Source organism: Pseudomonas sp. LPB4.O (assembly GCF_038383825.1).
GTDB lineage: Bacteria > Pseudomonadota > Gammaproteobacteria > Pseudomonadales > Pseudomonadaceae > Aquipseudomonas > Aquipseudomonas putida.
In genome coordinates this window covers 2219965-2244336 of sequence record NZ_CP151298.1, presented here as the reverse complement: position 1 = coordinate 2244336, position 24372 = coordinate 2219965, and the positions used below count along the sequence as shown (strand labels likewise).

General features: G+C 66.0%; 17 protein-coding genes. 9 read left to right on the top strand and 8 right to left on the bottom strand.

Going from position 1 to position 24372, the window contains the following annotated elements; all coding sequences use genetic code 11:
- Window positions 1-84 precede the first annotated feature (84 nt).
- A complete protein-coding gene (locus tag MRBLPB4O_RS10045; RefSeq protein ID WP_341798282.1) occupies window positions 85-1143 on the bottom strand; it encodes a sigma-54 dependent transcriptional regulator in 1059 nt (352 codons plus the stop codon).
- A 292-nt stretch (window positions 1144-1435) separates the two neighbouring features.
- Here MRBLPB4O_RS10045 and MRBLPB4O_RS10040 point away from each other — a divergent pair, with 292 nt between their 5' ends.
- The 6 genes from MRBLPB4O_RS10040 to MRBLPB4O_RS10015 all read left to right on the top strand — a co-directional run bounded on the left by MRBLPB4O_RS10040 (window position 1436) and on the right by MRBLPB4O_RS10015 (window position 10334).
- Complete coding sequence (locus MRBLPB4O_RS10040; protein WP_341798281.1) at window positions 1436-2509, top strand: ABC transporter substrate-binding protein; 1074 nt, start codon at window positions 1436-1438, stop codon at window positions 2507-2509.
- Between the two features lie 11 nt (window positions 2510-2520).
- On the top strand, window positions 2521-3744 hold the full coding sequence (locus tag MRBLPB4O_RS10035; protein WP_174371186.1) for a lipase family protein: 1224 nt from the start codon (window positions 2521-2523) through the stop codon (window positions 3742-3744).
- Between the two features lie 12 nt (window positions 3745-3756).
- A complete protein-coding gene (locus MRBLPB4O_RS10030) occupies window positions 3757-4956 on the top strand; it encodes an LLM class flavin-dependent oxidoreductase (RefSeq protein WP_341798280.1) in 1200 nt (399 codons plus the stop codon).
- A 4-nt stretch (window positions 4957-4960) separates the two neighbouring features.
- The gene (locus tag MRBLPB4O_RS10025) at window positions 4961-6514 is read left to right on the top strand and encodes an ABC transporter substrate-binding protein (RefSeq protein WP_341798279.1); all 1554 of its coding nucleotides are present in this window, start codon (window positions 4961-4963) and stop codon (window positions 6512-6514) included.
- Window positions 6515-6641: 127 nt separating this feature from the next.
- Window positions 6642-9218, top strand: coding sequence for a TonB-dependent receptor plug domain-containing protein (locus MRBLPB4O_RS10020; RefSeq protein ID WP_341798278.1), 2577 nt, complete (start codon window positions 6642-6644; stop codon window positions 9216-9218).
- A gap of 27 nt (window positions 9219-9245) precedes the next feature.
- Entirely contained in the window at window positions 9246-10334 is a 1089-nt protein-coding gene (locus MRBLPB4O_RS10015; protein WP_016500375.1) for an LLM class flavin-dependent oxidoreductase, read from the top strand.
- A gap of 323 nt (window positions 10335-10657) precedes the next feature.
- On the opposite strand, the gene MRBLPB4O_RS10010 is transcribed toward MRBLPB4O_RS10015, so the two are convergent.
- The 7 genes from MRBLPB4O_RS10010 to MRBLPB4O_RS09980 all read right to left on the bottom strand — a co-directional run bounded on the left by MRBLPB4O_RS10010 (window position 10658) and on the right by MRBLPB4O_RS09980 (window position 19081).
- Window positions 10658-12442, bottom strand: a complete 1785-nt coding sequence (locus MRBLPB4O_RS10010) for an ABC transporter ATP-binding protein (protein WP_341798277.1) — start codon at window positions 12440-12442, stop codon at window positions 10658-10660.
- Window positions 12439-13266, bottom strand: coding sequence for an ABC transporter permease (locus MRBLPB4O_RS10005; RefSeq protein WP_341798276.1), 828 nt, complete (start codon window positions 13264-13266; stop codon window positions 12439-12441). The genes MRBLPB4O_RS10010 and MRBLPB4O_RS10005 overlap by 4 nt, the downstream gene beginning before the upstream one ends.
- Window positions 13259-14335 (bottom strand): ABC transporter permease, encoded by a 1077-nt coding sequence (locus MRBLPB4O_RS10000; RefSeq protein WP_341798275.1) that lies wholly within the window; start codon window positions 14333-14335, stop codon window positions 13259-13261. The genes MRBLPB4O_RS10005 and MRBLPB4O_RS10000 overlap by 8 nt, the downstream gene beginning before the upstream one ends.
- Window positions 14328-15902, bottom strand: a complete 1575-nt coding sequence (locus MRBLPB4O_RS09995; RefSeq protein ID WP_341798274.1) for an ABC transporter substrate-binding protein — start codon at window positions 15900-15902, stop codon at window positions 14328-14330. The genes MRBLPB4O_RS10000 and MRBLPB4O_RS09995 overlap by 8 nt, the downstream gene beginning before the upstream one ends.
- 10 nt (window positions 15903-15912) lie before the next feature.
- Window positions 15913-17100 (bottom strand): LLM class flavin-dependent oxidoreductase, encoded by a 1188-nt coding sequence (locus tag MRBLPB4O_RS09990; RefSeq protein WP_341798273.1) that lies wholly within the window; start codon window positions 17098-17100, stop codon window positions 15913-15915.
- Window positions 17101-17269: 169 nt separating this feature from the next.
- Window positions 17270-18001, bottom strand: a complete 732-nt coding sequence (locus tag MRBLPB4O_RS09985; RefSeq protein ID WP_341798272.1) for a class II aldolase/adducin family protein — start codon at window positions 17999-18001, stop codon at window positions 17270-17272.
- Window positions 18002-18019: 18 nt separating this feature from the next.
- A complete protein-coding gene (locus MRBLPB4O_RS09980) occupies window positions 18020-19081 on the bottom strand; it encodes an ABC transporter substrate-binding protein (RefSeq protein ID WP_341798271.1) in 1062 nt (353 codons plus the stop codon).
- Between the two features lie 338 nt (window positions 19082-19419).
- Between MRBLPB4O_RS09980 and MRBLPB4O_RS09975 the strand changes: the two genes are divergently transcribed.
- The 3 genes from MRBLPB4O_RS09975 (at window position 19420) to MRBLPB4O_RS09965 (ending at window position 24362) form a co-directional block, all read left to right on the top strand.
- Window positions 19420-20652 carry an acyl-CoA dehydrogenase family protein gene (locus tag MRBLPB4O_RS09975; RefSeq protein ID WP_341798270.1) on the top strand — a complete coding sequence of 411 codons (1233 nt, stop codon included), beginning with the start codon at window positions 19420-19422 and terminating at the stop codon, window positions 20650-20652.
- A gap of 91 nt (window positions 20653-20743) precedes the next feature.
- Entirely contained in the window at window positions 20744-22519 is a 1776-nt protein-coding gene (locus tag MRBLPB4O_RS09970; protein WP_341798269.1) for an ABC transporter ATP-binding protein, read from the top strand.
- Window positions 22512-24362, top strand: a complete 1851-nt coding sequence (locus MRBLPB4O_RS09965) for an ABC transporter ATP-binding protein (RefSeq protein WP_341798268.1) — start codon at window positions 22512-22514, stop codon at window positions 24360-24362. The genes MRBLPB4O_RS09970 and MRBLPB4O_RS09965 overlap by 8 nt, the downstream gene beginning before the upstream one ends.
- Window positions 24363-24372 lie beyond the last annotated feature (10 nt).

Genomic DNA, 24372 nt, shown 5'->3' with positions numbered 1-24372 from the left:
GGCCGGTAAAGATCACATAACAGTATGATCCGTACCGGCCTCTTCGCAGCACAAGGCTGCTCCTACAGGGGTGGGCCGCGCCCATTACGCTTTTGTCAGTTCGCCGATCTTCTCCAGCCGCGCCCGCACGATGTTGCGGCTGATGTTCAGCAACCGCCCTGTCTGCAACTGGTTACCGTGGCAGTACCGATACGCCGCCCTGAACACCGTCTCCTCGATATGCTCATACAAATTCGGCACATTCTGCTCGAACAACGCCAGCAACGCGCTTTCCAGGTCAGGCGGTGCCGCGCTCGCTGCCGGCAGATACGCATGCGCCACCGGCGCCGACACCTGTGGCCGCATATCGACCAGGTGCAGGTCCGCCGGCGCCACCACCTGATACCGGCACACCAGCAACGCATGGTGAATGGCATTTTCTAGTTCGCGGATGTTGCCCGGCCAGCTATGCGCCAACAATTTGCGTTCGGCATCCGGGCTCAACGCAGCACGCTCGTAACCCAGGCGTCGGCAATGCTCCTCGATGAAAAATTCCGCCAGCGGCAGGATATCCCCCGGCCGTTCACGCAGCGGCGGCAAGCGAATCGTCGCCACATGCAGGCGGTAGAACAGGTCCTCTCGAAAATGCCCCGCCACCACCGCATCGGCCAGGTTGACGTTGGTCGCCGCCACCAGCCGCACGTTGATCGGGATCGGCGTACGTGAGCCCAGGCGCACCACTTCCCGCTCCTGCAGCACCCGCAGCAACTTCACCTGCATGTTCAGCGGCAGGTCGCCGATTTCATCAAGGAACAACGTGCCGCCATTGGCCGCTTCGAACCAGCCGGCCTTGTTGCTGGTGGCGCCTGTAAACGCGCCTTTCTCGTGGCCGAACAGCTCGCTCTCCACGAGGGTTTCGGCAAAGGCACCGCAGTTCACCGCCACGAATGGCTCACGCCCACGGCGGCTGAGGTGGTGGATATGACGGGCAACCAGCTCCTTGCCGGTGCCGGTTTCGCCGATGATCAGGGTGTTGGCCTCACTGGGCGCCAGGCGCTCGATGCGGCTGAGCAGCTCTTGGGAGCGCGGGTCCTTGAACACGAGCACGGTGGCACGTACCGACTTGGTCAGCTCGCGGGCATTGGGGTGGGTGATCAGCGACATTGGGGCATTCCTGGCAGTTGACGCGCCGGCCCATAGTGCATGAAACAAATTAGATCAAAAAATTATTAATTAATATTTAGATATTCGAATTAAGAATATTGAAATTTTCAGCAACCCATTGCTGCCACAGCAGCAACCCGTCAGCACTCCCTGCCCGTCGATCAGCAGACCTTTCCTCGCACACCAACGTGTTCATGGCGGGAGCCCTTGTAAATAGGGGGCTTCAGCCACTTCAAGGCATGCTGGCATGCATTTCGCTCCTGGCCTGTAGAACCTTTGCCTGGAGCTGCACATGATCAATCCCTGGCGTAATGCCCTCGCCCTGCTGGGCGGCCTGTTCCTCAGCCTGGCTGCGCTGGCAGCCGAGCCACCGGCGGCGGTGCGCATCGCCATCGTCGCCTTCACCCAGGGCGGTGCGCCGGTGTTCGGCGGTATCCCCGGGCGGGTGATCGAAGAAGGCTGGCTGGAACAGCAACTGGCCGCCCGCGGCGTGACACTGCAATGGACCGCCCTGCCCCATGCCGGCGCCGGGCCGCAAATCAACGAAGGCTTCAGCAACGACAGCCTGGACTTTGCCGTGCGCGGCGACCTGCCTTCGGTCATCGCTGGTGCCGGCCAGGTGCCGGGCAAGCTGGTGGTACCGGGTGGCAGCGGCAACAACATCTACCTGGTAGTACCGAGCAACTCGACGGTGCGCAGCATCCAGGACCTCAAAGGCAAGCGCCTGGCCTTGCACCGCGGCCGCCCGTGGGAGTTCGCCTTCAGCAATTTCCTGCAAAGCCAGGGCCTGGCACTCAGTGATTTCAAGATCGCCAACCTCAACCCGCAAGTAGGCGCCGCTGCGGTGTCCGCCGGCAAGGTCGACGCCGCCGTGCTGCTCAACGAAGCCTATGCCCTGGAAGACAAAGGCGTGGCGCGCATCCTCTGGTCGACCAAGCAAGGCGCCAACGACTGGCGGCTGGTGTCGGACCTGTGGGGCACTGACCGCTTCGTGCAGCAGCACGCCGACCTGACGCAACTGGTGGCCACCGCCTGGGTGCGCGCGGCTTGGTGGATCTCCCAGGAGCAGAACCGCGACGCCTACTACGGGTTGTCTTCGCGTGCCGGTGTGAGCGAAAGCGTGCTGCGCCGGGACGATCAGGACGACCCGGTCGCGTGGAAGGCACGCTGGGCGCCGAAAAGCGATGCCCAGCTCAAGGCCCACTACGACGCCCTGGGCCAGTACGCCCTTGCCAACCGGCTGATCCGAACGCCCTACGACATCACCAGCGACCTGGCCACGGGCTTTACCCGCCAGGCGCTGATCGACCTGCAACTGACCCACTACTGGCCGTCCCTCGACGCCCAGATCAGCCAACAACCTTGAGAGCCTTACCCATGAAACTGCCTGCTTCGCTCGTCTTCGGCCTCAGCGCCCTGGCCCTGTCCGTCGGTGCCATGGCCGCCGAAACCTACGCGCCCAAACCCGACCCGCAGCAGGGCGATGGCCGTGTGTCGGCCTTCTACACCTGGAGCAAGGCCATCCCCGCCACTCCCGGGAAACTGCTGCGCAGCGAGCCGTTGGACCAGGCGCTTAGCCTGCCCAATGCGGCCAGCGCGCAACGCATTCTCTACACCTCGCTGGATGGCATCGACGGCAAGACCCCGATCGTGGTTTCCGGCGCATTGTTCATACCCAAAGGCAAGGCACCTGCGGGCGGCTGGCCGGTCGCCAGCTGGGGCCACGGCACCGTCGGCGTGGCAGATATCTGCGCGCCGTCCTGGGCTGGCCGCAGCTACCGCGACGTGCAATACCTCAACCGCTGGCTCGATGAAGGCTACGCCATCGTCGCCACCGACTACCAAGGCCTCGGTGTACCGGGCGGCCACCCGCTGCTGAACAACCGCATGGCGGCCTACGGCATTCTCGATGCTGCCAAGGCTGTGGTAGCCGGTGTGCCAGGGCTGGCAGACAAAGTGCTGATCATAGGCCAGTCGCAAGGTGGCGCGGGGGCCTTTGCCGCGGGTGCCTATGCGGCGACCTACGCGCCCAAGCTGGGCGTCAAGGGCAGTATCGGCACGGGGGTGATCTACACCGTGGGCTCGAAGAATGTCGGTGAACAGGACCAGGACAAGGTCGACCCGGCCCTGGCCTATGGCTTCTACACCCTGCTGGCAGCGCAGCAGTACGACCCGAGCATCGACCCGCGCGACTTCTACACCGACAAGGCCTTGCCGCTGTTCGAACAGGCGCGCACCAGCTGCCTGTCAGCCTTGGTCAGCGACGTGGTGGGCACAGGCCTGACCCCGGCCAACGCCAAGAAAGACTATAAGGGCGACCAGCTCAAGCCATGGCTGGCGCAGGTGTCGTACCCGACCCTGAAACTGGCCCAGCCGATCTTCATCGGCACCGGCGCCGAGGACAAGACCCCCGCCGCCGCCACCCAGGTGGCGCTGATGCAGGACGCCTGCAAGGCCGGCTCGGTGGTGCAGGGCCACTTGTACAAGGGCCTGGGCCACAGCGAAACGGTGAATGCCTCGCTGAAGGACTCGATCCCCTTCGCCCGCCAGGTCATCAGCGGCCAGCCAGTTACCCCCAATTGCAGCCCAAGCGTCCAGTAAGGAGGCCAGCCCATGAGCATCGAATTCTTCACCCGCCTGCCCTTGCATGGCGAAACCCAGTTCCTCCCCGGCGACCCACGCAACCGCGGCGACTGGCATGCGGGCGGGGCCAGCACCGGCGCGGTGTCGGGGTTTGCCGTGGGTGATCACTTCACCTATATCGACTACCTCGGTCAAATCGCCCGGGCCGCAGAAATAAACGGCTTTGGCGGCGCGCTGATGGTCAACGCCCCCACCGGCGAAGAGCCATGGACGGTGTGCTCGCTGCTGGCCCGGGAAACCCGCACGCTGAAATTCGTCACCGCGTTCCAGCCCTATCACTACACCCCGTGGGTGGCTGTGCAACAGGCCGCGACCTACCAGCGCGCCACCGGCAACCGCCTGGTGTGGAACATCATCAACGGCGGCTCCGATGCCCTTCAGCGCCAGGTCGGCGACTTTGAAGAGCATGACCAACGCTACGCCCGTGCCACCGAATTCATGGACGTGGTGCGCGGTTATTGGCACAACGAGCAGTTCCACTACGAAGGCACCTACTACCGCGCTGAAGGCGGAGGCCTGCGCGGCCCGCTGAAAAAGGCCGAGCTGCCGCTGATCTGCACCGCTGGCTCGTCAGTGGCAGCGCGCGAGTTCGCCGCCAAGCACGCCGATTTCTACCTGATGCGCGCCGAGCACCCGGACGAGATCGCCGCGCTGATCGCCGACATCCGCGCCCGTGCGCTGAAGTGGGGCCGTACCGACATTCGCTTTGGCCTGTCCATCGACGTGATCGCACGCGAGACCGAAGCAGCCGCGCTGGCCGAGGCCAAGCGCTTCTTCGACGAAGGCGTGGCCAAAGGCACGGTCAAGGCCCGCGCCGCTCACGCGGGCCTGCGCACGGCGCGCAAGCTGAGCTACGAGCACGGCTACAGCGACCAGGACGAGCAGCAGGCCTTCGACGACTTCTTCATCCACCCCAATGTGTGGACCGGTTTCGGTTACATCGGCATCCCGCCGGGCTGCGCACTGGTGGGCAGCTACAGCAACGTGGTGGCGCGTATCCGCGAGTATCACGGCATCGGTGTCGATCTGTTCTTCCTCGCCGGCTACCCGCACCTGGAAGAGGCCTACCGCATCGGCGAGCACATCCTGCCGCACTTCCGTGCGCAGCGCGCAGCCCTTGCCCGCCCGCTAGCCGAACCCGTGCAACTGCACGCCAGCAACGGGGCCTGACGCCATGGCCAAGGACGGTTACCCACTGAGCCGGCGCGGCTTCCTCGGCCACGCCGGCGTGCTGGCGGGCGGGCTGCTGGCTGGCTGCGGCCAGGCCGACAGCCCGACCCATGCTGCTGCCGACCAGCCCCGCCATGGCGGGCGCCTGCGCCTGGGCATCATCGACGGCAACCAGAGCGGCAACCTCGACGCCCACAAGCCCATTGGCAGCGGCATCGTGCGGGGCTTTGCCCTGTACAGCAAACTGTGGGAATGGGACGAGCAGATGCAGCCGCGCCTGGCCCTGGCCGAGTTCGCCGAGCCCAATGCCGACGCCAGCAGCTGGACCTTGCGGCTGAAACCTGGGCTGGAATTCCACCACGGCAAGACCATCGACGCCGATGACTTGATCTTCTCCATCCGCCGCCTCACCGACCCGCAGCTGGCCTCGCCCTATGCGGCGCTGCTGCACTGGGTGGACCGCGACAACCTGGTCAAGCTGGACGACCGCACCGTGCGCCTGGGCTTTCGCGAAGGGCGCAGCTACCTGCCGCTGCCGGAAACCTGGGTCAACTTCGGCGGCATCGTGCCGGTGGATTACCACCCGGTCACCAACCCGGTCGGTGCCGGGCCGTACAAGCTGAAAAGCTTCACCCCGGGCCAGCGCTCACTGTTCACCCGCTTCGACAACTACTACAAACCTGGCAAGCCCTATGCCGATGAACTGGAGGTCATCGATTTCAAAGACCAGACCGGCCGCCTGGCGGCGTTGCGTGCCGGGCAGATCGACATGGCCAACGTCATGTCCACAGAGCACCTGCAGGTGCTGCAGGCCGACCCACGGCTGCGCCTGCTGAAGTCGGTGAGCGGCAACTGGCTGTCGTTCGACATGAACACCGCCAAGGCGCCGTTCGACGACGCGCGCGTGCGGGAGGCATTCCGCCTGCTGGCCGACCGCGAAGAACTGGTGCGCCGTGCGCTGAATGGCCAGGGCCGGGTAGCCAACGACCTGTATGCACCGTTCGACCCCACCTTCGACCACAGCATCGGCCCGCGCCCCTACGACCCGCTGCGGGCAGCGCAGTTGCTGCGCGAAGCCGGCCATGAACAGTTGCAGGTGGACCTGGTGACCACACCAGGGCCGGGGCTGGCGTCGGCCTTGGTATTGGCCGAGCAGGCCCGACGTATCGGCGTAACCGTCAACGTGCGCCAGGTCGACCTGGCCACCTTCCAGGGCCCGCAGCGCGACGACTGGACCTTGAGCACCGGCGGCAGCATCGGTGCCCCGTACCTGGCCAGTGCCATCCACACCGACGCGCCGTTCGCAGTAGCCAACAAGACCCACTTCCACGACCCCGAATTCAGTGAGGCCTTCCTCGCTGCCATGGCCCAGCCGGACCTGGAACAACGCAAGGCGCTGGTGCACCGCGCGCAACGCATTCAGTACGAGCGCGGCGGCATGCTGATCTGGGGCTTTGCCGACCTGCTCGACAGTGTCAGCACACGTGTGGGTGGTGCACAGGCGGAGCAGTCGCTGTTCAGTACATGGCGGTTCGAGAGCCTGTGGCTCAGAAGTTGACCTGCAGGCCCTCTACCGCCTGTCCCGGCGATAGGGCCGGGACAAACAACACACAAAACAAACCAACCGCAGGCGCGGCTGCGCCCTCGTTTCTCCCACATTCCTGCTATTGAACGAGGCCCAGCCAATGCCACGCGTTACCTTGCTGCCCCCCAAATTCCAGCCCAGCGCACTGGCGCTGGCCATTCTGGCCGCCAGCGCGCCGCTGGCCCACGCCGAAGACACCCAGCTGCAAACCGTCACCGTGCAGGCCGAACAGCCCGATGACGACGCCCTGCCCAGCCGCCCGCCAGCCTCGATCTACGGCGGCCTGGAAGCCAAGGTGCTGGACACCCCGCGCTCGGTCACCCAGATCAACGCCGGGCAACTGGCCAACGACCCGATCCGCAGCTCCGACGACCTGGTCAAGTACGCCCCCGGCATCACCCGCGGCGGTGGCCAGAACGCCGGCATCGCCCCGCAGATGCGCGGGCAGAATACCGAGGTGTTCCAGGATGGCCAGCGCGCCTACGGGGTGCGCCACCCGGCCAACTTCAACGCCTACGAAGGCGCCGACATCGTCGCCGGGCCTTCGTCGGTGACCTACGGCTCGGTCAGCGGCAGTGGCGGCTACGTCAACTACCTGAGCAAGAAGCCCGATTTCAACCGTTTCCGCACCAGGCTCAGCGGCGAAATCGGCAGCTGGATCCCCGATGGTGAATCACGCGATGCCACCAAATTCAGCATCGACAACACCGGCCCGCTGACGGACAACCTGGCTTACCGGGTGAGCATCACCCGCCAGCGCCAGGAAGACTTCTACGACAACGTCGAGAACAACTTCGACGCCTTCTACGGTGCCCTCGCCTGGCGCAACGACAACCTTCGGGTCGACTGGAACGCCGCCTACGATGACTACTACGACTACAACATCACCCACGGCTGGAACCGCGCCACCCAGGACCTGGTCGACCACGGCAAGTACTACGCCGGCCGCGCCACCCCAATCATCCAGAACGGCAACACCTTGTGGTCACCGGTGCTGTCGTCCGGTGCAGCCGACGCCCAGGTGCTCGGCTGGGTGCAGCGCCAGCGCAATGCCCAGGGCCAGTACCCGGTGGTCAACGGCAGCTTCCAGGGCGCGTCGCCCAACACCCAGGCCAACCCCGGCAGCCTGCGTGGCTGGGTCTATGACCCGTCGCTGGCGGGCAACGGCCTGACCTCGTTATCGTCACAAACCGGCCAGCGCGCGCAGGACGAAAACCGTTCGCGGCGCTTTACCACGCAACTGCGCGTCGAAGGCGACCTGACCCCGTCGATCACCGTGGCCAACAGCACCTTCTACCAGCACTCCACCGACACCACCGATGCCGTCGGGGCGTTCCAGGTGCAGGGCAAGGACGACATTTTCGACAACCGCTTCGAGTTCCGCGGCCGTGGCCAATTTCAGCTGGGCGACCTGACCCTGATCGACGACAGCAACACCGGGCTGATCTATCGCCGCGAGCGCAACGAGTCGATCGCCGCCAACAACAGCTTCGGCAGCACCATCAACGCCTATGACCTGACCCTCGACCCTACCTTGAAGAACCCCGGCGACCTGCTCGGCCTGAGCGGCCGCAACCCCGCCGGTGGCAACGCTGCCTGGATCGGCCAACCCGGTGTGCCGCAGCTTTCCAGCTACTACGGCTGGCTCAACCTGCCCGCCATGTACCCGGCGGGGCATGGCCTGTATGCCGAATCGGTGGCGCCCTACACCGCCGACAGCACCTGGACCACCAAGACCCTGTTCAGCCAGCACAACCTGCGCCTGGGCGAGCGCGTGGGCCTGAACGTGGGCGCCAGCCGCAGCTGGATCGACGCGCGCATCGAAAACCCCTTCGTGCTACCCGGCGGCAACCCGCGCAAGGACTCGGACAACTACCGGCTGTTCTCGGTGCAGGTCAGCCCCTATTTCAAACCTACGGAAAACAGCACGCTGTACTACACCTTCGACCGCTCGCTGGCGGTGAATACCGGTTTCTTCACCAACGGCCTGGGCTGGGGCAGCGGCACGGGGGCCAACCAGCTCAACCCGCTCGCCTTCGAGAGCCTGAGCGTGTTGCATGAGGTCGGGTTGAAGGTGGAGGCTGTGCCCGACCAGCTGTTTTTCACCCTGGCTGCCTACAAGCAGGCCCGCGACCAGTCGCCGGACAGCAACAACAACATCGCCCGGCTGATCGTCAAAGGCTGGGAAGCGACCCTGCGCTACCAGGACCAGCACCTGCGCGGCGGCCTCAACCTCAGCCGCATCAGCGCCTACAACGAGTTCACCAGCCAGGCAGGGTTCGCCTCGGCCGGGTTCATCCCCGACAACGGCACCGTATTCGGCGACAACAACAGCCTCAACCAGCGCCCGTCCGGCAAGTTCGATGCGGTGCAGATCCCCGAATACAACGCCGGCGGGTATGTCGACTACCGCTTCGACTCAGGGTTTGGCGTCGAGCTTTCCGGCTGGTGGACCAGCAGTTGGTACCTGAACCTGAGCAAGACGGTGAAAGTGCCGGACGAATACAACCTCGACCTTGCCGTGTACTACCGCCAGCCGCAGTGGGGCGTGACGGTGCGCATGCTCAACGTTACCGACGAGCTGAATTTCGTCAGCGGCCTGGCTGGCTCCACCAACACCTTCCTGCAACCGATGCCGGGCCGCACGCTGCTGGCCCAGGTCGATTACCAGTTCTGATCACCCTCAACCTGAAAGGTCTCAGCCATGTCCATTGAATTTGTCGGCATGATCTTCCCCCGCCAGTGGTCCGAGACCCGTGGCGTACGCACACCGGACTTCGACCTGCCGTTCATCCGTCACCACGCCCGCGCCCATGAGCATGCCGGGTTCGACCGGGTGCTGATCGCCAGCGGCCCTGGTAGCGCCGACAGCCTGCAGATAGCCGCCTATGCTGCCGCGCACACCGAACGCCTGGGTTTCATGATTGCCCACCGCCCGGCCCTGACCGCGCCCACGGTGGCCGCACGGGCATTCGCCACCCTCGACCACACCACCGGCGGCGGGCGCATCCGCCTGCATGCGATCACCGGTATCACCGCCGAGCCGCAAGAGGGGGACACGCTGCTGGACAAGACCGAGCGCTACCGGCGTGCCGACGAATACCTGGAGATTGTCCGTCGCACCTGGACGGCCGAGGAGCCGTTCGACTTCGAGGGCCGCTACTTCAATATCAAGGGCGCCTTTTCACCGGTGAAGCCGCTGCAGCAGCCGCATATCCCGATTTCCTTCGGAGGCTCGTCCGACATCGCCTACCAGATCGCCGTCAAGCATGCGGATCTGTATGCCCTGTGGGGTGAGCCGCTGAGCGGCGTCGCCGAACAGATCGGCAAACTCAAGGCTGCCGCCAACGCCGCAGGCGTAGCGGCGCCGAGGGTCAGCCTGTCGGTACGGCTGATCCTGGGTGCCACCGAGGAGCAGGCCTGGCAGCGTGCCGAACAGATCCTCGCGCAGATCAAGGCCAACCCACAGTTTGCAGCGGACAGCCCTTGGCAGAAGCGCATCAAGGGCACCGGCTCCGAACGCCTGTTGGCCGCTGCCGCCCGCGCCGATCGGCATGACCGGGCGTTGTGGATGCCGACGGCGACTGCGGTGGGCGCCTATGGCGATACCACCGCGCTGGTGGGCACGCCGGAGACCGTGGCCCAGGCGCTGCTCGATTATGTCGACCTTGGGGTGACCACGTTTCTCAACCGGGGCTATGACCCGCTGTATGACACGGTGGATTACGGGCGCTGGGTGATTCCAGCGGTGCGCGAGGAAGTTCGGCGGCGCCAGGCCCGGTTTGTGGGGTGAAGGTGGGGGGTATGGCTTTGGGGTGCATCTGGGTTGCCGGGTGCATGCCTTGGGTTGTTTGGCGCCTGTGAGATCGAGCGCCGCCCGCGCGGCGCTTCGCAGCACAAGGCTGCTCCTACATCTGTTTCGGGCCAGTGACGCCTGCACCAACGCGCGCGGCCGCCTTGTTCGTCCGGCACCATATCGAGGTGGACGCAAAGGGGCCGCGCGCCACCTTCACAGGAGAAATTGGCCCGAAACAAATGTAGGAGCAGCCTTGTGCTGCGAAGCGCCGCGCGGGCGGCGCTCGGTCTCACAGGCACTGCATACCCCAAGGCAAGCACCTAGAGGCCAACCCGCAACCTCGGCGAATGCTCCACCAGCGTGCGGGTATAAGCATCAACCGGTCGCCCCAGAACCTGATCGGCAATACCCTGCTCTACCACCCGCCCCTGGCGCAACACCAGCACGCGGTCGGCAATCGCCCGCACCACCCCAAGGTCATGGGTGACGAACAACAAGGTCAGCCCCTCCCCCTGCAGGCGCTGCAGCAAGGCCAGTATCGATGCCTGCACCGACACATCCAGCGCGGAAGTGATCTCGTCACACACCAGCAGCTTCGGCTCGCAGATCAACGCCCGGGCAATCGCCACGCGCTGGCGCTCGCCACCGGACAAGCTATGCGGATACAAGTCGGCCACACGCGCCGGTAGCGACACCCGCTCCAGCACGGCCTCGACCCGCTCGCGCGCTTCACCGCCGCGTACCCCGAAAAAGTGCGCCAACGGCGCGCTGAGCGTTTGCCCGATGGTCTGCCTTGGGTTCAACGCCCGATAGGGGTTCTGGAACACATACTGGATCTGGTGACGCAGCCGGGCATCGCGTTCGCGCGCGGCAAACGCCAAAGGCTCGCCGGTGTAGCTCATTTGCCCCTGAACGTTTTCGCCCAGCCCGGCAATGGCCCTGGCCAGGCTGGTCTTGCCCGAACCCGACTCGCCCACCAGCGCCAGGCACTCACCTTGGCCCACCCGCAAAGACACATCGAACAACACCTGGCGATCGTAAGCTACATCCAGCCCAAGGACCTCCAGTAACACCGCTTCGCCCGGCGCAGCAGCAGCCTCGACAGCCACCTCCCCCATGGGCAGCGGCTCTCGGTGCGGCACCAGGCAGGCCACCCGATGCCCGCCGTCATGCGTCAGCAAAGACGGCTCGATCACTGAACACTCTGCACGACGCCTGCCGCAGCGCGGCGCAAATGCACAGCCGTCCGGGCGCTGCCCTGGTGCCGGCGCATGCCCGGCAATTGCCTGTAACGGCTGGCGCCGGCCGATGTCGGGAATGGCCGCGAGCAACGCGCGGGTGTAGGGATGCAGCGGTGCGCGGAACAACCCTTCGCGCCCGGCCACTTCCACCAGGCGCCCGGCGTACATCACCATCACCCGGTCGACCAGGTCACGCACCACCGCCAGGTCATGGGTAACGTACAGCGCCGCCACACCTTGGTCACGGCACAGGCGCTTGAGGGTCTGCAGCACATGGGCCTGGGTGGAAACGTCCAGTGCGGTGGTGGGCTCGTCGAGGATGATCAGCCGGGGCCGCAAGACAAACGCCAGCGCCAGCATCACCCGCTGTTGCTGCCCGCCAGACAGTTGATGCGCAAACCGCCGGAGGAAGCTATCGTCATCAGGCAGGCCCACATCCAGCAGGGTTTCGCCGATGCGCTGGCGCACAGCCTCACGCGACAGCGCAGGCTGGTGCGCCAACAGGGTTTCACCCAACAAGGCTCCCACGCGCAACGCCGGGTTCAGCGCCGTGGCCGGGTCCTGGGCTACGTAGCCGACCAGCCCGCCACGGGCCAGGCGCAAGGCCTCGCCTTCAAGCTCGAGCAGCGACTGCCCGGCCACCACCACTCGCCCGCCAACGATTCGCGCGCCCTGCCGGGCATGGCGCAGCAACGCCGTGGCCAGGGTGGTCTTGCCCGAGCCGGACTCACCCACCAGGCCAACAATTTCGCCTGCCGCAACGCTGAACGACACCTCGGCCAGCACATCGACCTGCCCGGCCAGCTCTACCCGCAGGTCGCTGACTTGCAACACTTCACTGGCCACATCCAACAGCGCGCTCATGGCTGCTTCTCCCCGATCCGGGCACTCGCCCGGCCAATCCCTTCGGCCAGGATGTTGGTGCCATAGGCAAACACCCCGATCAGCAATGCAGGTGCCAGTACGGCCCACGGCTGCACCAGCAGGCCGGCCTGGTTTTCGTTGATCATCAGGCCCCAGTCGGCCGCTGGCGGTGCCACCCCGTAGCCCAGAAAACTCAAGCCGGACAGCATGCCCACCGCCCAGGTCAGCATGTTGCCGAAGTGCACCAGCAGGGGCGTGAGGATGTTCGGCAGGATTTCATGAAAGAGGATGCGCCAACGCGGGTAACCCATCATCTGCGCCGCCTCGACGTACTCCTGCCCGGCCACCGCCACGGCACTGCCACGGGCCAGACGGACCACCCCCGGGGTAAAGGCGATGGCCACGGTCAACACGATCAGCCAAGGTGCACGGCCGAGCATGGACACGATCAGCAGCACCAGGATCAGGTCCGGAAACGCCAGCGATACGTCCGCCGCCCAGCTGATCGCCTGGTCCAATCGCCTGCGCGAGAACCCGGCCAACAGGCCCAGGCTGCCGCCAACCAGCAATGCGAGGGTGGCTGCTGCCACCGACATCCACAGCACCGACAGGCCGCCGCTGAGCAACCGCGAGAGCAGGTCATGGCCCAGAAAGTCGTGCCCCAACGGTGCCCCGTCAGCCGGTGGGCCGTACACCGGCCCGATCATCGCCGTGGGAGCATGGGGTGCCAGCCAGGGGCCGAAAGCGGCCAGCAGCGCCACCAGCAAGGTGATCACGGCGCCACGGCGCACCTGTGGGTCGGCCAGCCAACGGGATTCAATCATGGGTCGCCTCCTGGGCAGGGGTGCTGCGCACGCGTCGCCACCAGGGCCGAATGCCGCGCCGGATACGGCGGATCATCCGCACCCGGCGCGCCGTGCGCAGCTTGGGAGTGAGCAATACCGTCAACAGGTCGGCCAGCAGGTTGATCAACACCACCGCCAGGGTAATGACCAGCACCGCGCCCTGGACCATCGGCAGGTCGCGCATCTGTATCGCCGCGTTCAATGCAGTGCCGATACCCGGGTAGCTGAAGATCACCTCGGCCAGCAGCGCACCGCCGACCAGGGTGCGCAGGGTCAGTGCCACGCCCTGGATCGCCGGGGTCAAGGCATTGGGCAACGTGTGACGCCAGACGATGCGCCGCTCGGGGACACCCCGCAGGCGCGCGGCGATCACATACTCGGACTCCAGCGCCTCGATCATCGAAGCCCGTACCATACGCGTCAGGTACGGCAGGGCCGTCAGGCTCAGCGCCAGCACCGGCAGCACCAGCGACGGCCACTGCCGCCACAGCGGCAACTGTGGGTCGAGGATCGACACCGCCGGCAGCCAGCCCATGCCCGGCATGGAGAACAGCAGCACCAGGCCGATGGCCAGCAGAAAGCCCGGCGTGGCCTTGAGCAGTATCAGCGTCGACAGGCCCCAGCGGTCCAGCCGGCTGTCACGCCGCAGGGCCAGGCTCACCCCCAGCAGCAGGGCCACCGGCACCACCAGCGTCAACACCCCGACCAGCAGGGCCAGGGTATGGCCCAACCGGCCGAACAGCAGCTGCGCCACCGGGACCTGTGAGTCCAGCGAAATGCCCAGGTCCCCGCGTAATGCTGCGCCTAGCCAGCGCAGGTACTGCACCAGGATCGGCTGGTCGAGGCCCAGTTGCCGTTGCAGGGTGAGGATGCTTTCCAGCGGCGCATCCGGGCCGAGGATCACCCGTGCCGGGTCCGAAGGCAGCGCCTGGGTGGCGATGAACACCACCAGGCTGATCACCCAGGCGGTCAGCAGCCCGTAACCGAGGCGGCCGATGAACCAGGCCAGCCAGGCCGGCGTGCGGGGCGTGTGTCGAGGATCAGGCATTGGGGGTCAACCAGAGTTCGTCAAAGCGCCAGGAGGCGAAAGTGGTCTGTTCCGGGGCAAGCCCGCCAACCTTGGCCGACGCCGCATCGAGCACGTCGGAAAAGCCCCAGATAAGCAACCCGCCACGTTCATGCTGGATGGCCTGGGCTTCGTGAACCAAGGCCGTGCGCCGTGCCAGGTCGGGCTGGGCCAGGGCCTGCTGGAACAGTTCGGTGAAGCGCGGGTCGTGGAAGTTGCTGCGGTTGTAAATGGCCTGCGGTGCATCGTTGTGCAGCGCCGAGGCAAGAAAGCCGCGCGCCGGGGTCGAGCCCGGCGACAGCTGCCATTGCTCGCGTTGCGGGCCGTTGAAGACCGAGCCGTCCACTTGATTGACCTTCACCTGCACCCCGGCCTTCAGGGCCTGCTGGGCAAACACCAGCGCGGCATTGACGCCAGGCCCTGGCGTGGTGGTCAGTTCCACACGCAAATCGTCCTGCCCCGCCTGGCGCAGCAGCGAGCGGGCCTGGTCCAGGTCGTACGGGCGCTGGGCAATGGCGTGGTTGTAGGTGGGGTCGTGGGGCGAATACAGGTCATTGGCCACCCGTCCAAAGCCATTGAGCCCGCGTGCCACCAGTTCCTGGCGGTCGGCCAGCAGGCGAAATGCCTGGCGTACCCGTACGTCCTGGAACGGCGCCTTGGCCAGGTTCAGGTTAAAGCCGGTGAACGAGGTGCTCGGTGAGGCATACAGGCGCAGCCGTGGGTCGGCCTTGAGCAACGCGCTGTGCTCTGCCTGCACACCACTGGCCACGTCGATCTGACCGGCGCGCAGCGCTGCGGCCCGCGACACCTGGTCCTTGAATTCGATGATTTCCAGATCATCGGCATAGGGGCGGTTAGGCTTGTAGTAGTTTTCAAAACGGGTGTAGAGCGAGCGCTGCCCAGGTATGAAGCTTTTCAGCCGGTATGGCCCCGCGCCCACCGGGTTGGTCACCGGGTGGTAGTCGGTGGGCACGATGCCGCCGAAGCTGATCAACGTTTCGTCCAGCGGGTAGAAGCTTTGCCCGTGCTTGAAACGTATTTCAATAGTGCGCTCGTCCAGTTTGCGCAGGGCCTGCCGATCGATAGCGCCGACCAGCCCGGCGAATGGCGAGGCCAACTGCGGGTCGGTCAGGCGCAGAATCGAGAACAGCATGTCGTCGGCGGTGATGCTTTTGCCGTGGTGAAACTCCAGCCCAGGCTTGAGGCGAATGGTCCAGGCGCTGGCGTCGGCATTCGGCTCGGCGAACTCGGCCAGTGCCAGGCGCGTGCTGACGTCGGCGTTCCATTCCCAGAACTTGGCGTAAAGCGCCCAGCCACGGATGATGCCGCCGCCCACCGGCTTGTGCGCATCAAGGTTGCCGGCCTGGTCGCCATCGATAATGCCCACCCGCAAGCGCCCACCGCGCACCGGCGTACCCGGCAGCGCCGCACTGGCGGCTGCCGGCGCGCCGTTGTCGCAGCCACTGAGCAGCCCGCCGCCGAGCAGCAGGCCGCCGCCAACGGCCAGGCTGTTGCCGAGAAACACCCGGCGCGAAAACAACTCGCTCATCACCCTCTCCTTACGCCGGTTGCGCCACGCCGGGCTTGCTGACTGCGCCCAGGCGCGGCACCTCGAAGCCATGGTTCAGGTCCAGTAGCGGGAACAGCAGGTCTGCCACCCGGTGCGCCTCATCGATCAGCGGGAAGCCTGACAGGATGAATGCCGACGTGCCCTGGGCCTCGTATTCACGAATGCGTTCGGCGACCTGTTCGGCGCTGCCGACCAGGTAAGTGCCGGCTGCAGGGCCGAGGATGTTGAAACCGAACAGGCTGGGGCCCAGCCAGACGTTGGGGTAGATTTCCAGCTCGCGGGCTGTGGGCAGGCGCCCGGCGCGGAGGCTGTCGAGATTGCGCTGGATACGCGGGTCGTCGCTGACGTAGCTGTCGAAGGTTTGCCCGGCAGGCAACTGGCGTTCGATGGCCGCGCGCGCGGTGGCCAGCGAGGTGCGCTGCAACAGGCGCTGTGCATGGGCCCAGGCCTCTTCCTCGGTTTCGCGCACGATCACTTGCAGGCGGGTGCCGTAGGTCAGCTCACGGCCGATCTTCGCCGCCTCGGCCGCCACCCGGCGGAACTTGTCGCCGAGCTTTTGCGGGGTGTCGGCGAAGCTCAGGTACACGTCCAGCAACTGCACCGAATGGGCTACGCCCGGTGCGGAAGTACCGGCACCCCATAGCGGGATGCCGGGCTTTTGCTTGGGTGGGTGCCAACCGCCCAGCGGGTGATGGGCAGCGGCGGGTGCACGGGGTGACAGCTTGACGTAGCGGCCGTCGTAACCCGCCGTTTCGCCGGCGTAGAAGCTTTGAAAAGCGCGCCAGTACTCCAGGCTGAAGTCGTAGCGTTCATCGTGCGGGTAATGTACGCCCAGGGTAGCCAGGCCGGCGTCGTTGCCGTTGACCACGTTGAACAGCAGGCGGCCGTTGGAGAACTGGTCAAAGGTGAGCGCCCATTTGGCCAGCACCGCTGGCGACAGCTCGCCTGGGTGCTGGGCGACCAGAAAGCGCAGGCGCTTGGTGGCGTCGATCAGCGCTGCCGACACGGCCAGGCTTTCGTTGGGGCTGGAGCCGAGCAGCGAGCCGTAGTAGCCCAGGCGGTCCGCGGCGATGGCCAGTTGCTTGAGGTGTTCGAAATCGGTGTGCCAACGGCCTTCGGGCTCCCAGGGATAGGGGCCGTCGGGAGTGGTGAGGTACCAGAGTATTTTTACTGCCATGGGGCGGGTCCTTGCTTGGAATGGTTGATCAGGCTGCCAACGCGGTCCTGCAGGAGCAGCCTTGTGCTGCGAAGAGGCCGGTACTACCGATGCAGATGCAGTGCCTGGACGGGCCCTTTCGCAGCACAAGGCTGCTCCTACAGAGTGCGTGGGCGGGCTGACAACGGGGTCAATTACGCCGATCGATGCCAGGCACCAGGCCCAATTCGGTAGCACGGTCGTACAACCCGCTCATCTTCCACTGCTGGGTCAGCACCCCCGGCCCGTAAGGCCGCGACCCGCCCAGGGCATCGGCCAGCAACTGGATCTGCGCCCCCTCCTCCAGCAACAGGATGAACTCCGCCGTGGCCCGCAGCCCCTGCTTGCCCCACACCGTGGCGCCGCCGTTGGCTTCCAGGATTGCCAGGTTGAACGGGTTCTCGGCGATCTTGTCGAGGATGAAGTCCACCTCGGCCTGGCGCCGGTCGATGTACACCGGCAGCTCGCGGGCCAGTTGGTAGCGCTGCACCGGCACGTAGTGGAACGGCAAGGTGCGGTGGGTTTGCGCCCAGGCACCCAGGTACGGGCTGTGCACGTGCGACACGGTGGTGACATCGGCGTGGGTCTGGAACAGCTTGGTGTAACGGCCCAAACCGCCTTTGCCCTTGCCGACGATGACGTTGCCGGCAAAGTCGGTGACGGTGGCCTGCAGCGGCTTGCGGTGGTTCCACGGCCCGCCGTAGTTCACCGACACCAGCAGCTCTTCACCCGGCACACGCTCGATGAAACCGACCGTGCCATTGGCGGTGATGGTGTTGGTTTCGCGAAAGACGCTGAAGGCCGCTTCGGCTTCGGCCACTACCTGGTCGATGAAGGCTTGCAGTTCGGCAGTGACGGGGCGTTCGTTGATCAGTACGGTCATGTTCAATCTCCGGTCAGGTCAGGCGCGGCGTTGGGCCAGCAGTTCATGGGCAGCTTGCAGAGGCCGCGGGTCGACCCAGTCGGCAATGTCGAAATCGGCTTCGAGGAAACCGTGCAGGTACAGGAAGTCTTTTTGTGTGCCGAGGAAGGCCAGGCGCTGTGCGGACAGGTCCGGCGCCAAGGTGGTGTGGAAGTCACCGCGGTAGGCCTCGGCCACGCCCTGGCTGCCCGCGCGGGTTTCGTCTTCGAGAATACGGTTGAGCGCGTCGCGGTTGCCGGCGGCCCATTCGGCGGCACGCAAGGTCTGGGCAAGGAAGCGCACCACCAGGTCGAAATGGTTGTCGAGCAGGCGCTGATGCACGGTGATCGGCCGGGGGGTGCCGTTGTTGATGCGGTGGCGCGGATCGGGCAGCAGGTCGAGGTCGACGCCGACCACCAGGCCCAGCCGGCGTGCGGCGTCGGCTGCTGCCGCGCCCTTCACGTACACGGCATCGACTTCACCGCGCGCCAGGTATTCCAGCCCCGACCATAGCCGCTGCAAGCCCAACGCCGGGGTGGCGGCACTGGCCTGGTCGAGCAAGGCCACTTCCACCAGTTGCACGTCATCTAGGTGCAGCCCCGCCGAGGCCAGGGCGCCTTTGTACCCATGAAGGCTCATGGCCCGGGCAATGCTGCCAGGCCGGCTGTCGCCCCAGGCCGGCAGCGCCAGGCGCTTGCCGCGCAAGTCGGCGGCGCTGCGGATGCCGGAATCCGGGCGGACCAGGATGGTTTGCCATTCCTCGATCCAGGTCAGGCCGATCAGCCGGCTGGGCGAACCGGCCGCACGTGCCGCCAGCGCTGGCACGTTGCCGCCCTCGCGAAACAGCCCGGGCAACTGGTGATCGTAGTGGTGATGGCCTAACTGGCGGGCCTCCTGCAGGGTCGAGACTGGCAAGCCATCGGCAGCGAATTCTTGCTCAAGCCAGCCGAGCTTGTAGGCCAGGCCTGAGGCGGTGGGCACCGGGCAACGCGTGAACCAGATGCGTTCCAGGGCGGATGGGTCGTCTGCCAGGCGTTTTGCTGTGGGGGTTGCGAAGGTCATGGGGTGGCTCCTTGGGCGTCGTCCAAGCACCATTGCAGTGTGCGTGCCAACCGCTGGAGGCCTTGATTTACCTGGGATTGGTTGTTTCGCCAGGTGGTTGGGTGCTTGGCTGGGAGCAGGATTGCGGGCGGGGTGCTGCCAGATCAGCAACATGACTGCTGCTGAGGCAGCAACATGACTGCTGCTGAGGCAGCAAAATGCTGTGGAAGCCGCGCAGGATGCGGTCTGAGGAGGGGTGGCAAAGATATTGCTCAGGAGGTTGGGACCGCAGCCTCTGTGGGAGCGGGCAAGCCCGCGAAACAGGCGCACTGGCCCTTCAGACAATCCGAGACCCCACCATGAGTGCCATAGAACCCTCCCCCGCCCGTCGGCTGACCAGCGAAGCCGACGCCATCGAAACCGCCCGACAGGTCGCCGCGCACATCGCCGGACTGGCCGCCGACCCGCGCAACAACGGCCAGCTCCCCCATCGCCAGGCCGAGCTGTTGTCCAGCAGCGGCCTGACCGCCATCGCGGTGCCCGCCCAGTTCGGCGGCCTCGGTGCCTCGGTGCAGACCGTGGTCGAAACCGTGCGCCTGGTCTCCACTGCCGACGGCGGTGTCGGCCAGTTGCTGCAAATTCACAACGTGATGCTGCGCGGCATTTTTACCGGCTACCCCGATGAAGTACGCGACCGGCTGATTGCCGACGTGCTCGCAGGCAAGCGCTTCGGCAACGCGCTGGCCGAAGTCGGCGGCAAGAACAAGTTCGCCCTCAAGACCCGCGTCGAGCGCCGCGCCGATGGCCAGTGGGTACTCAACGGCAGCAAGTTCTACTCCACAGGCTCCTACCTGGCCGAGTGGATCTCGCTGACCGCCGCCAGCGAAGACGGCGGCGTCGGCGTGCTGCTGCACCGCGACACCCCCGGGCTGACCCTGATCGATGACTGGCAAGCCTTCGGCCAGCAGAACTCGGTAAGCGGTACGGTAAATTTCGACAACATCGTGCTCGATGAGCGCTACCTGACCCGCCGTAGCGGGCCGATGAAACGCACCGGCCTGACCTTCCCGCAGATCCTCCACGCCGCCATCGACACCGGCATCGCCGCTGGCGCCTTGCAGGCGGCTGTCGAGTACCTGCGCGAGCATGCCCGGGCCTGGGTGGAGAGCGGCGTAGAGCGCGCCAGTGACGAGCCGCATGTCATTCGCCAGATCGGTGAGTATGCCGTGGCGCTGCGCGGTGCAGAGTCGGTGCTGCGCGAGGCGGCGCGGGTGTTCGACGAACACGAGCGCGACCCGGAGAACAAGGCGTTGCAGGATGAGCTGATCTTGTCGGTAGCTACCGCCCGTGCGCATTCCGATGCTGCATCGCTGAAGATTTCCAGTGACTTGTTCTCGTTGCTAGGGGCCAGCGCTTCGCTGAGCAAGTGGAACCTCGACCGCTTCTGGCGCAATGCCCGGGTGCACACCACCCACGACCCGATCCGCTGGCGGCTGCATAACGTGGGCAACTACTACCTGAACGGGGCAGACCCGGGGGAGTACACGGCGGTGCTTAATGCCAAGGAGAGCCAGGGCGCTACCCGCCGTTGAATCCATTTGGGGCCGAGGGGCGCGTCGCGCCCCATTCGCGGCACAAGGCCGCTCCTACAAGGGCGGTGTCGCATTCTGATCGAGCATCTACATGAACCACCCGCTTCTTCGGGCATTGGCCATCTACCGCGAAATGCCTTGGCGCTTTGCTCTGGTCGCTGCCTTGTACATTGCCGGCAACCTCGGCCTGGCCTGGCAACAGTGGCTGATCGGCCATGCGGTCGATGATGTCAGCGCCGGCCGCGCCGTGCTGCGCCTGGCCGACAGCAGCCTGGACGCCAGCGTGGCCTGGCACTGGTTGTGGCTGCTGCTGGCCATCGCCCTGGGCCGCGGCCTGCTGCAATACGCCGCCGCCGTGCTGTCGCTGGTGCTAAGCCAGGCCCTGCTCACGCGCCTGCGTGAGCGCATCCTCAGCCAGGTGCAGCGCTTGCATCTGGGCTATCACTGGCACCACGGCATGGGCGAACTGGTCACCCGCACCACCCGCGATGCCGACAAAGTGCGCGACGCGCTGATCACCTTCTGGCGGCAGATCATCGAAACCCCGCTGGTGGTGATCGTCGCGGTGGGCCTGCTGAGTTGGTACGACCCGCTGCTGGGGCTGGTACCACTGCTGCTGACCGGCGCCGGGCTATGGCTGTTCGTGGTGCAGACCGATCGCCTGGTCACCCTCGACCGTGCCGTGGGCGCCGCCTATGACCAGGTCAGCCAGGACCTCGCCGAAGGCATCGGGGGTGTGCGGGTAATCAAGGCATTTGGCCTGGAACAGCAGCGCATTGCCCGCTTCGCCCGACAAGTCGAGGTGTTCACCGGCCATGCCCGCGCTGCCCTTGCCTACGCCAGCTCGCGAATTCCGCTGCCGCAGGCGGTGGTGGCGCTGGGGCATGTGTGGATCCTGGTGTACGGTGCCCATCGCGTGGCGGCCGGCGCGCTGGGTATCGGTGAGCTGGTCACTTCGCTGCTGGTGGCCACCACGCTGGTGTTCCGCATCGAAGGCATTGGCCGGGTGATGCAGACTTTCGCCGATGCCCGCGCCAGTGCCGAACGCATCTGGCAGCTGCTGGACGAACGCCCGGCCATCGTCGGCGGCCATGCCACCCTGCCCGAAGGGCCGTTGGGGCTGAAGCTGAACCAGGTGCAAGTTAGTGCAGCAGAAGCTGGCCGGCCTATCCTGCAAGATTGCTCGCTGACCCTGCTGCCCGGTGAGGTGGTGGCGCTGGTCGGCGCCACAGGCACGGGTAAAAGCCTGCTGGCCAGCCTGCTGCCACGTTTGGCCGATGTACAGCACGGCAGCGTCCAGGTCGGCAGCGATACTGCAGGTTGGCACGACGTGCGTGACCTCGACCTGGCCGACCTGCGCCGCCGCGTGCAAGTGCTGCCCCAGGAGAGCTTTCTGTTCTCCGACAGCCTGGCGGCCAACCTGCGCCTGGCGGCAGCGCAAGCCAGCGACGCCCAGTTGCGTGAAGGTATGCGCCTGGCCGCCGCTGAGGACGTGCTGGAACGCCTGCCCCACGGCCTCGACACGCCGCTGGGCGACCGCGGCGTGACCCTGTCCGGCGGCCAGCGCCAGCGCCTGTGCCTGGCCCGGGCGCTGCTGGGCGCACCGGACATCCTCTGCCTCGACGACGCCACCAGCGCCCTGGATGCCCTGGGCGAACGCCAAGTGCTGCACAACATCCGCCGCCTGCACAGCGCCAGCGGCCAAGGCCCGACCTTGCTGCTGATCACCAGTCGCCTCTCCACCCTGCTGCTGGCCGACCGCGTGCTGATGCTGGAAAACGGCCGCATCACTGCCAACGGCAGCCATGCCGAGCTGTGCACGAACAACGCCCATTACCGCGACTTGCTGGGGATCGACCATGACTGATGCGCAGCACACCCCCGCCAGCGATATCGACATCGAACAACGCCTGGCCCGCCAGGCGCTGGACCGGGGCATGTTCCACCGCTTGCTGCCGCTGTTGCAGCCCATTCGCGGGCAGATCCTTGCCGTGATCGGCATCGAGCTGCTGCTGGTATTTACCGTGTTCCTGCGCCCGTGGTTCGTGCGGGAACTGCTGGACAAGGGCCTGGTGCCCAGCGCCGACCACTGGCTGCTCGACGAGCGCCTGGTACTGTGGTTGGGCCTGGGGCTGGCCGCGAGCTGGCTGGGGCGCTTTCTGCTGGCCGGGGTGTCACAGTTCATTGCCGGGCGCGCAGCGATCGGCGTGCTCAACGCCTTACGGGTGAAAGTGTTCGCCCATGTGCAGGCGCTGTCGGTGAGCTACTTCGACCAGACCCGCGCCGGGCGCATCATTTCCCGTGCCGACCGGGACGTGGATGCGCTGGAGCCCTTGCTGGTGCAGGGCCCGCCCGAGCTGCTCGGCGCCTTGCTGCGCTGCGGCCTGGCAGCGGTAATGCTGTGGCGCATCGACCCCAGCTTCTTCTACAGCCTGGCTGCCACGGTACCGTTGCTGGTCGTGGCCACCTGGCGCTTCAAACGGGTTTCGCAGCGCAATTGGGCCAAGGTGGCCGAGCAGCGCAGCCGCTTCACCGCACACCTGGTGGAAAGTGTGAGCGGGGTGCGGCTGATCCAACAGTGCGGGCAAGAGCAGACCAACCAGGCACGTTACCGACGCCTGCTGGAAGACTTCAACCAGGCGCTGATCCGCGGCAGCCTGCGCGCCGGCTGGTTCGCCCCGTTTACCGCATTGCTCAGCACCGCCGGCATGGCCGTACTGTTGCTGGTGGGTGCTCATGGCCTGGCCGAGGGTAAGGTCAGCGTGGGCCAGGTGGCCGAGAGCCTGTTCTACGTGTTCCTGTTCCTTGGGCCACTGCAAGAGCTGTCGGACCTGTTCGAGCGCTACGCCACCGGCAGCGCTTCAGCCCAGCGCATTTTCCTGCTGCTCGACACCCGCCCACAAGTGCTCGACCCGCCAGCACCACACGCCCTGACCAAGGCGCGCGGCCAAGTGGACTTCGACGCGGTCGGCTTTGCCTATACCCCGAACAGCTCGCGCCCAGTGATCGACGGGCTCGACCTACATATCCGCGCTGGTGAAGTGCTGGCCATCGTCGGCCCTTCCGGGCACGGCAAGAGCACCCTGGTGCAGTTACTGACGCGCTTCTACGAAGTGCAGCACGGCGCCGTGAAGCTGGACGGCATCGACCTGCGTGCGCTGGCCCAGCATGACTTGCGGCGCAACGTAGGCGTGGTGCTGCAGGACAACGTGCTGTTCAGCGGCAGCATCCTCGACAACCTGCGCCTGGCCGCGCCATCTGCCGACGATGCACAACTGGTGGCCGCAGCCCGTGAGCTGGGTGCCGACGAGGTGCTGGAGCGCCTGCCGCAGCGCTACGAAACCGAAGTCGGCCCACTGGGCGCGCACCTGAGCCATGGCCAGCGCCAGTTGGTGTGCCTGGTGCGGGCCTACCTGGCCGACCCGGCGGTGCTGGTGCTGGACGAAGCCACCTCGGCAGTGGACGTGCACACCGAGCGACGTATCCAGCGCGCGCTGCGCAGGCTGTGCCAGGGGCGCACGGCAATCATCATCGCCCACCGTCTGGCGACCATTCGCGATGCCGACCGGATTGCCGTGGTGAAGCATGGGCGGGTGGTGGAGCAAGGGGCGCATGCCGATCTGATCGGGCGTAATGGCGCCTATGCGGCGCTGTACGACGCGTACCTGCGCAGTGCTGGAGAGGTTGTAACCGAGGGGATCGAAGTCTGACTTGCCGGCC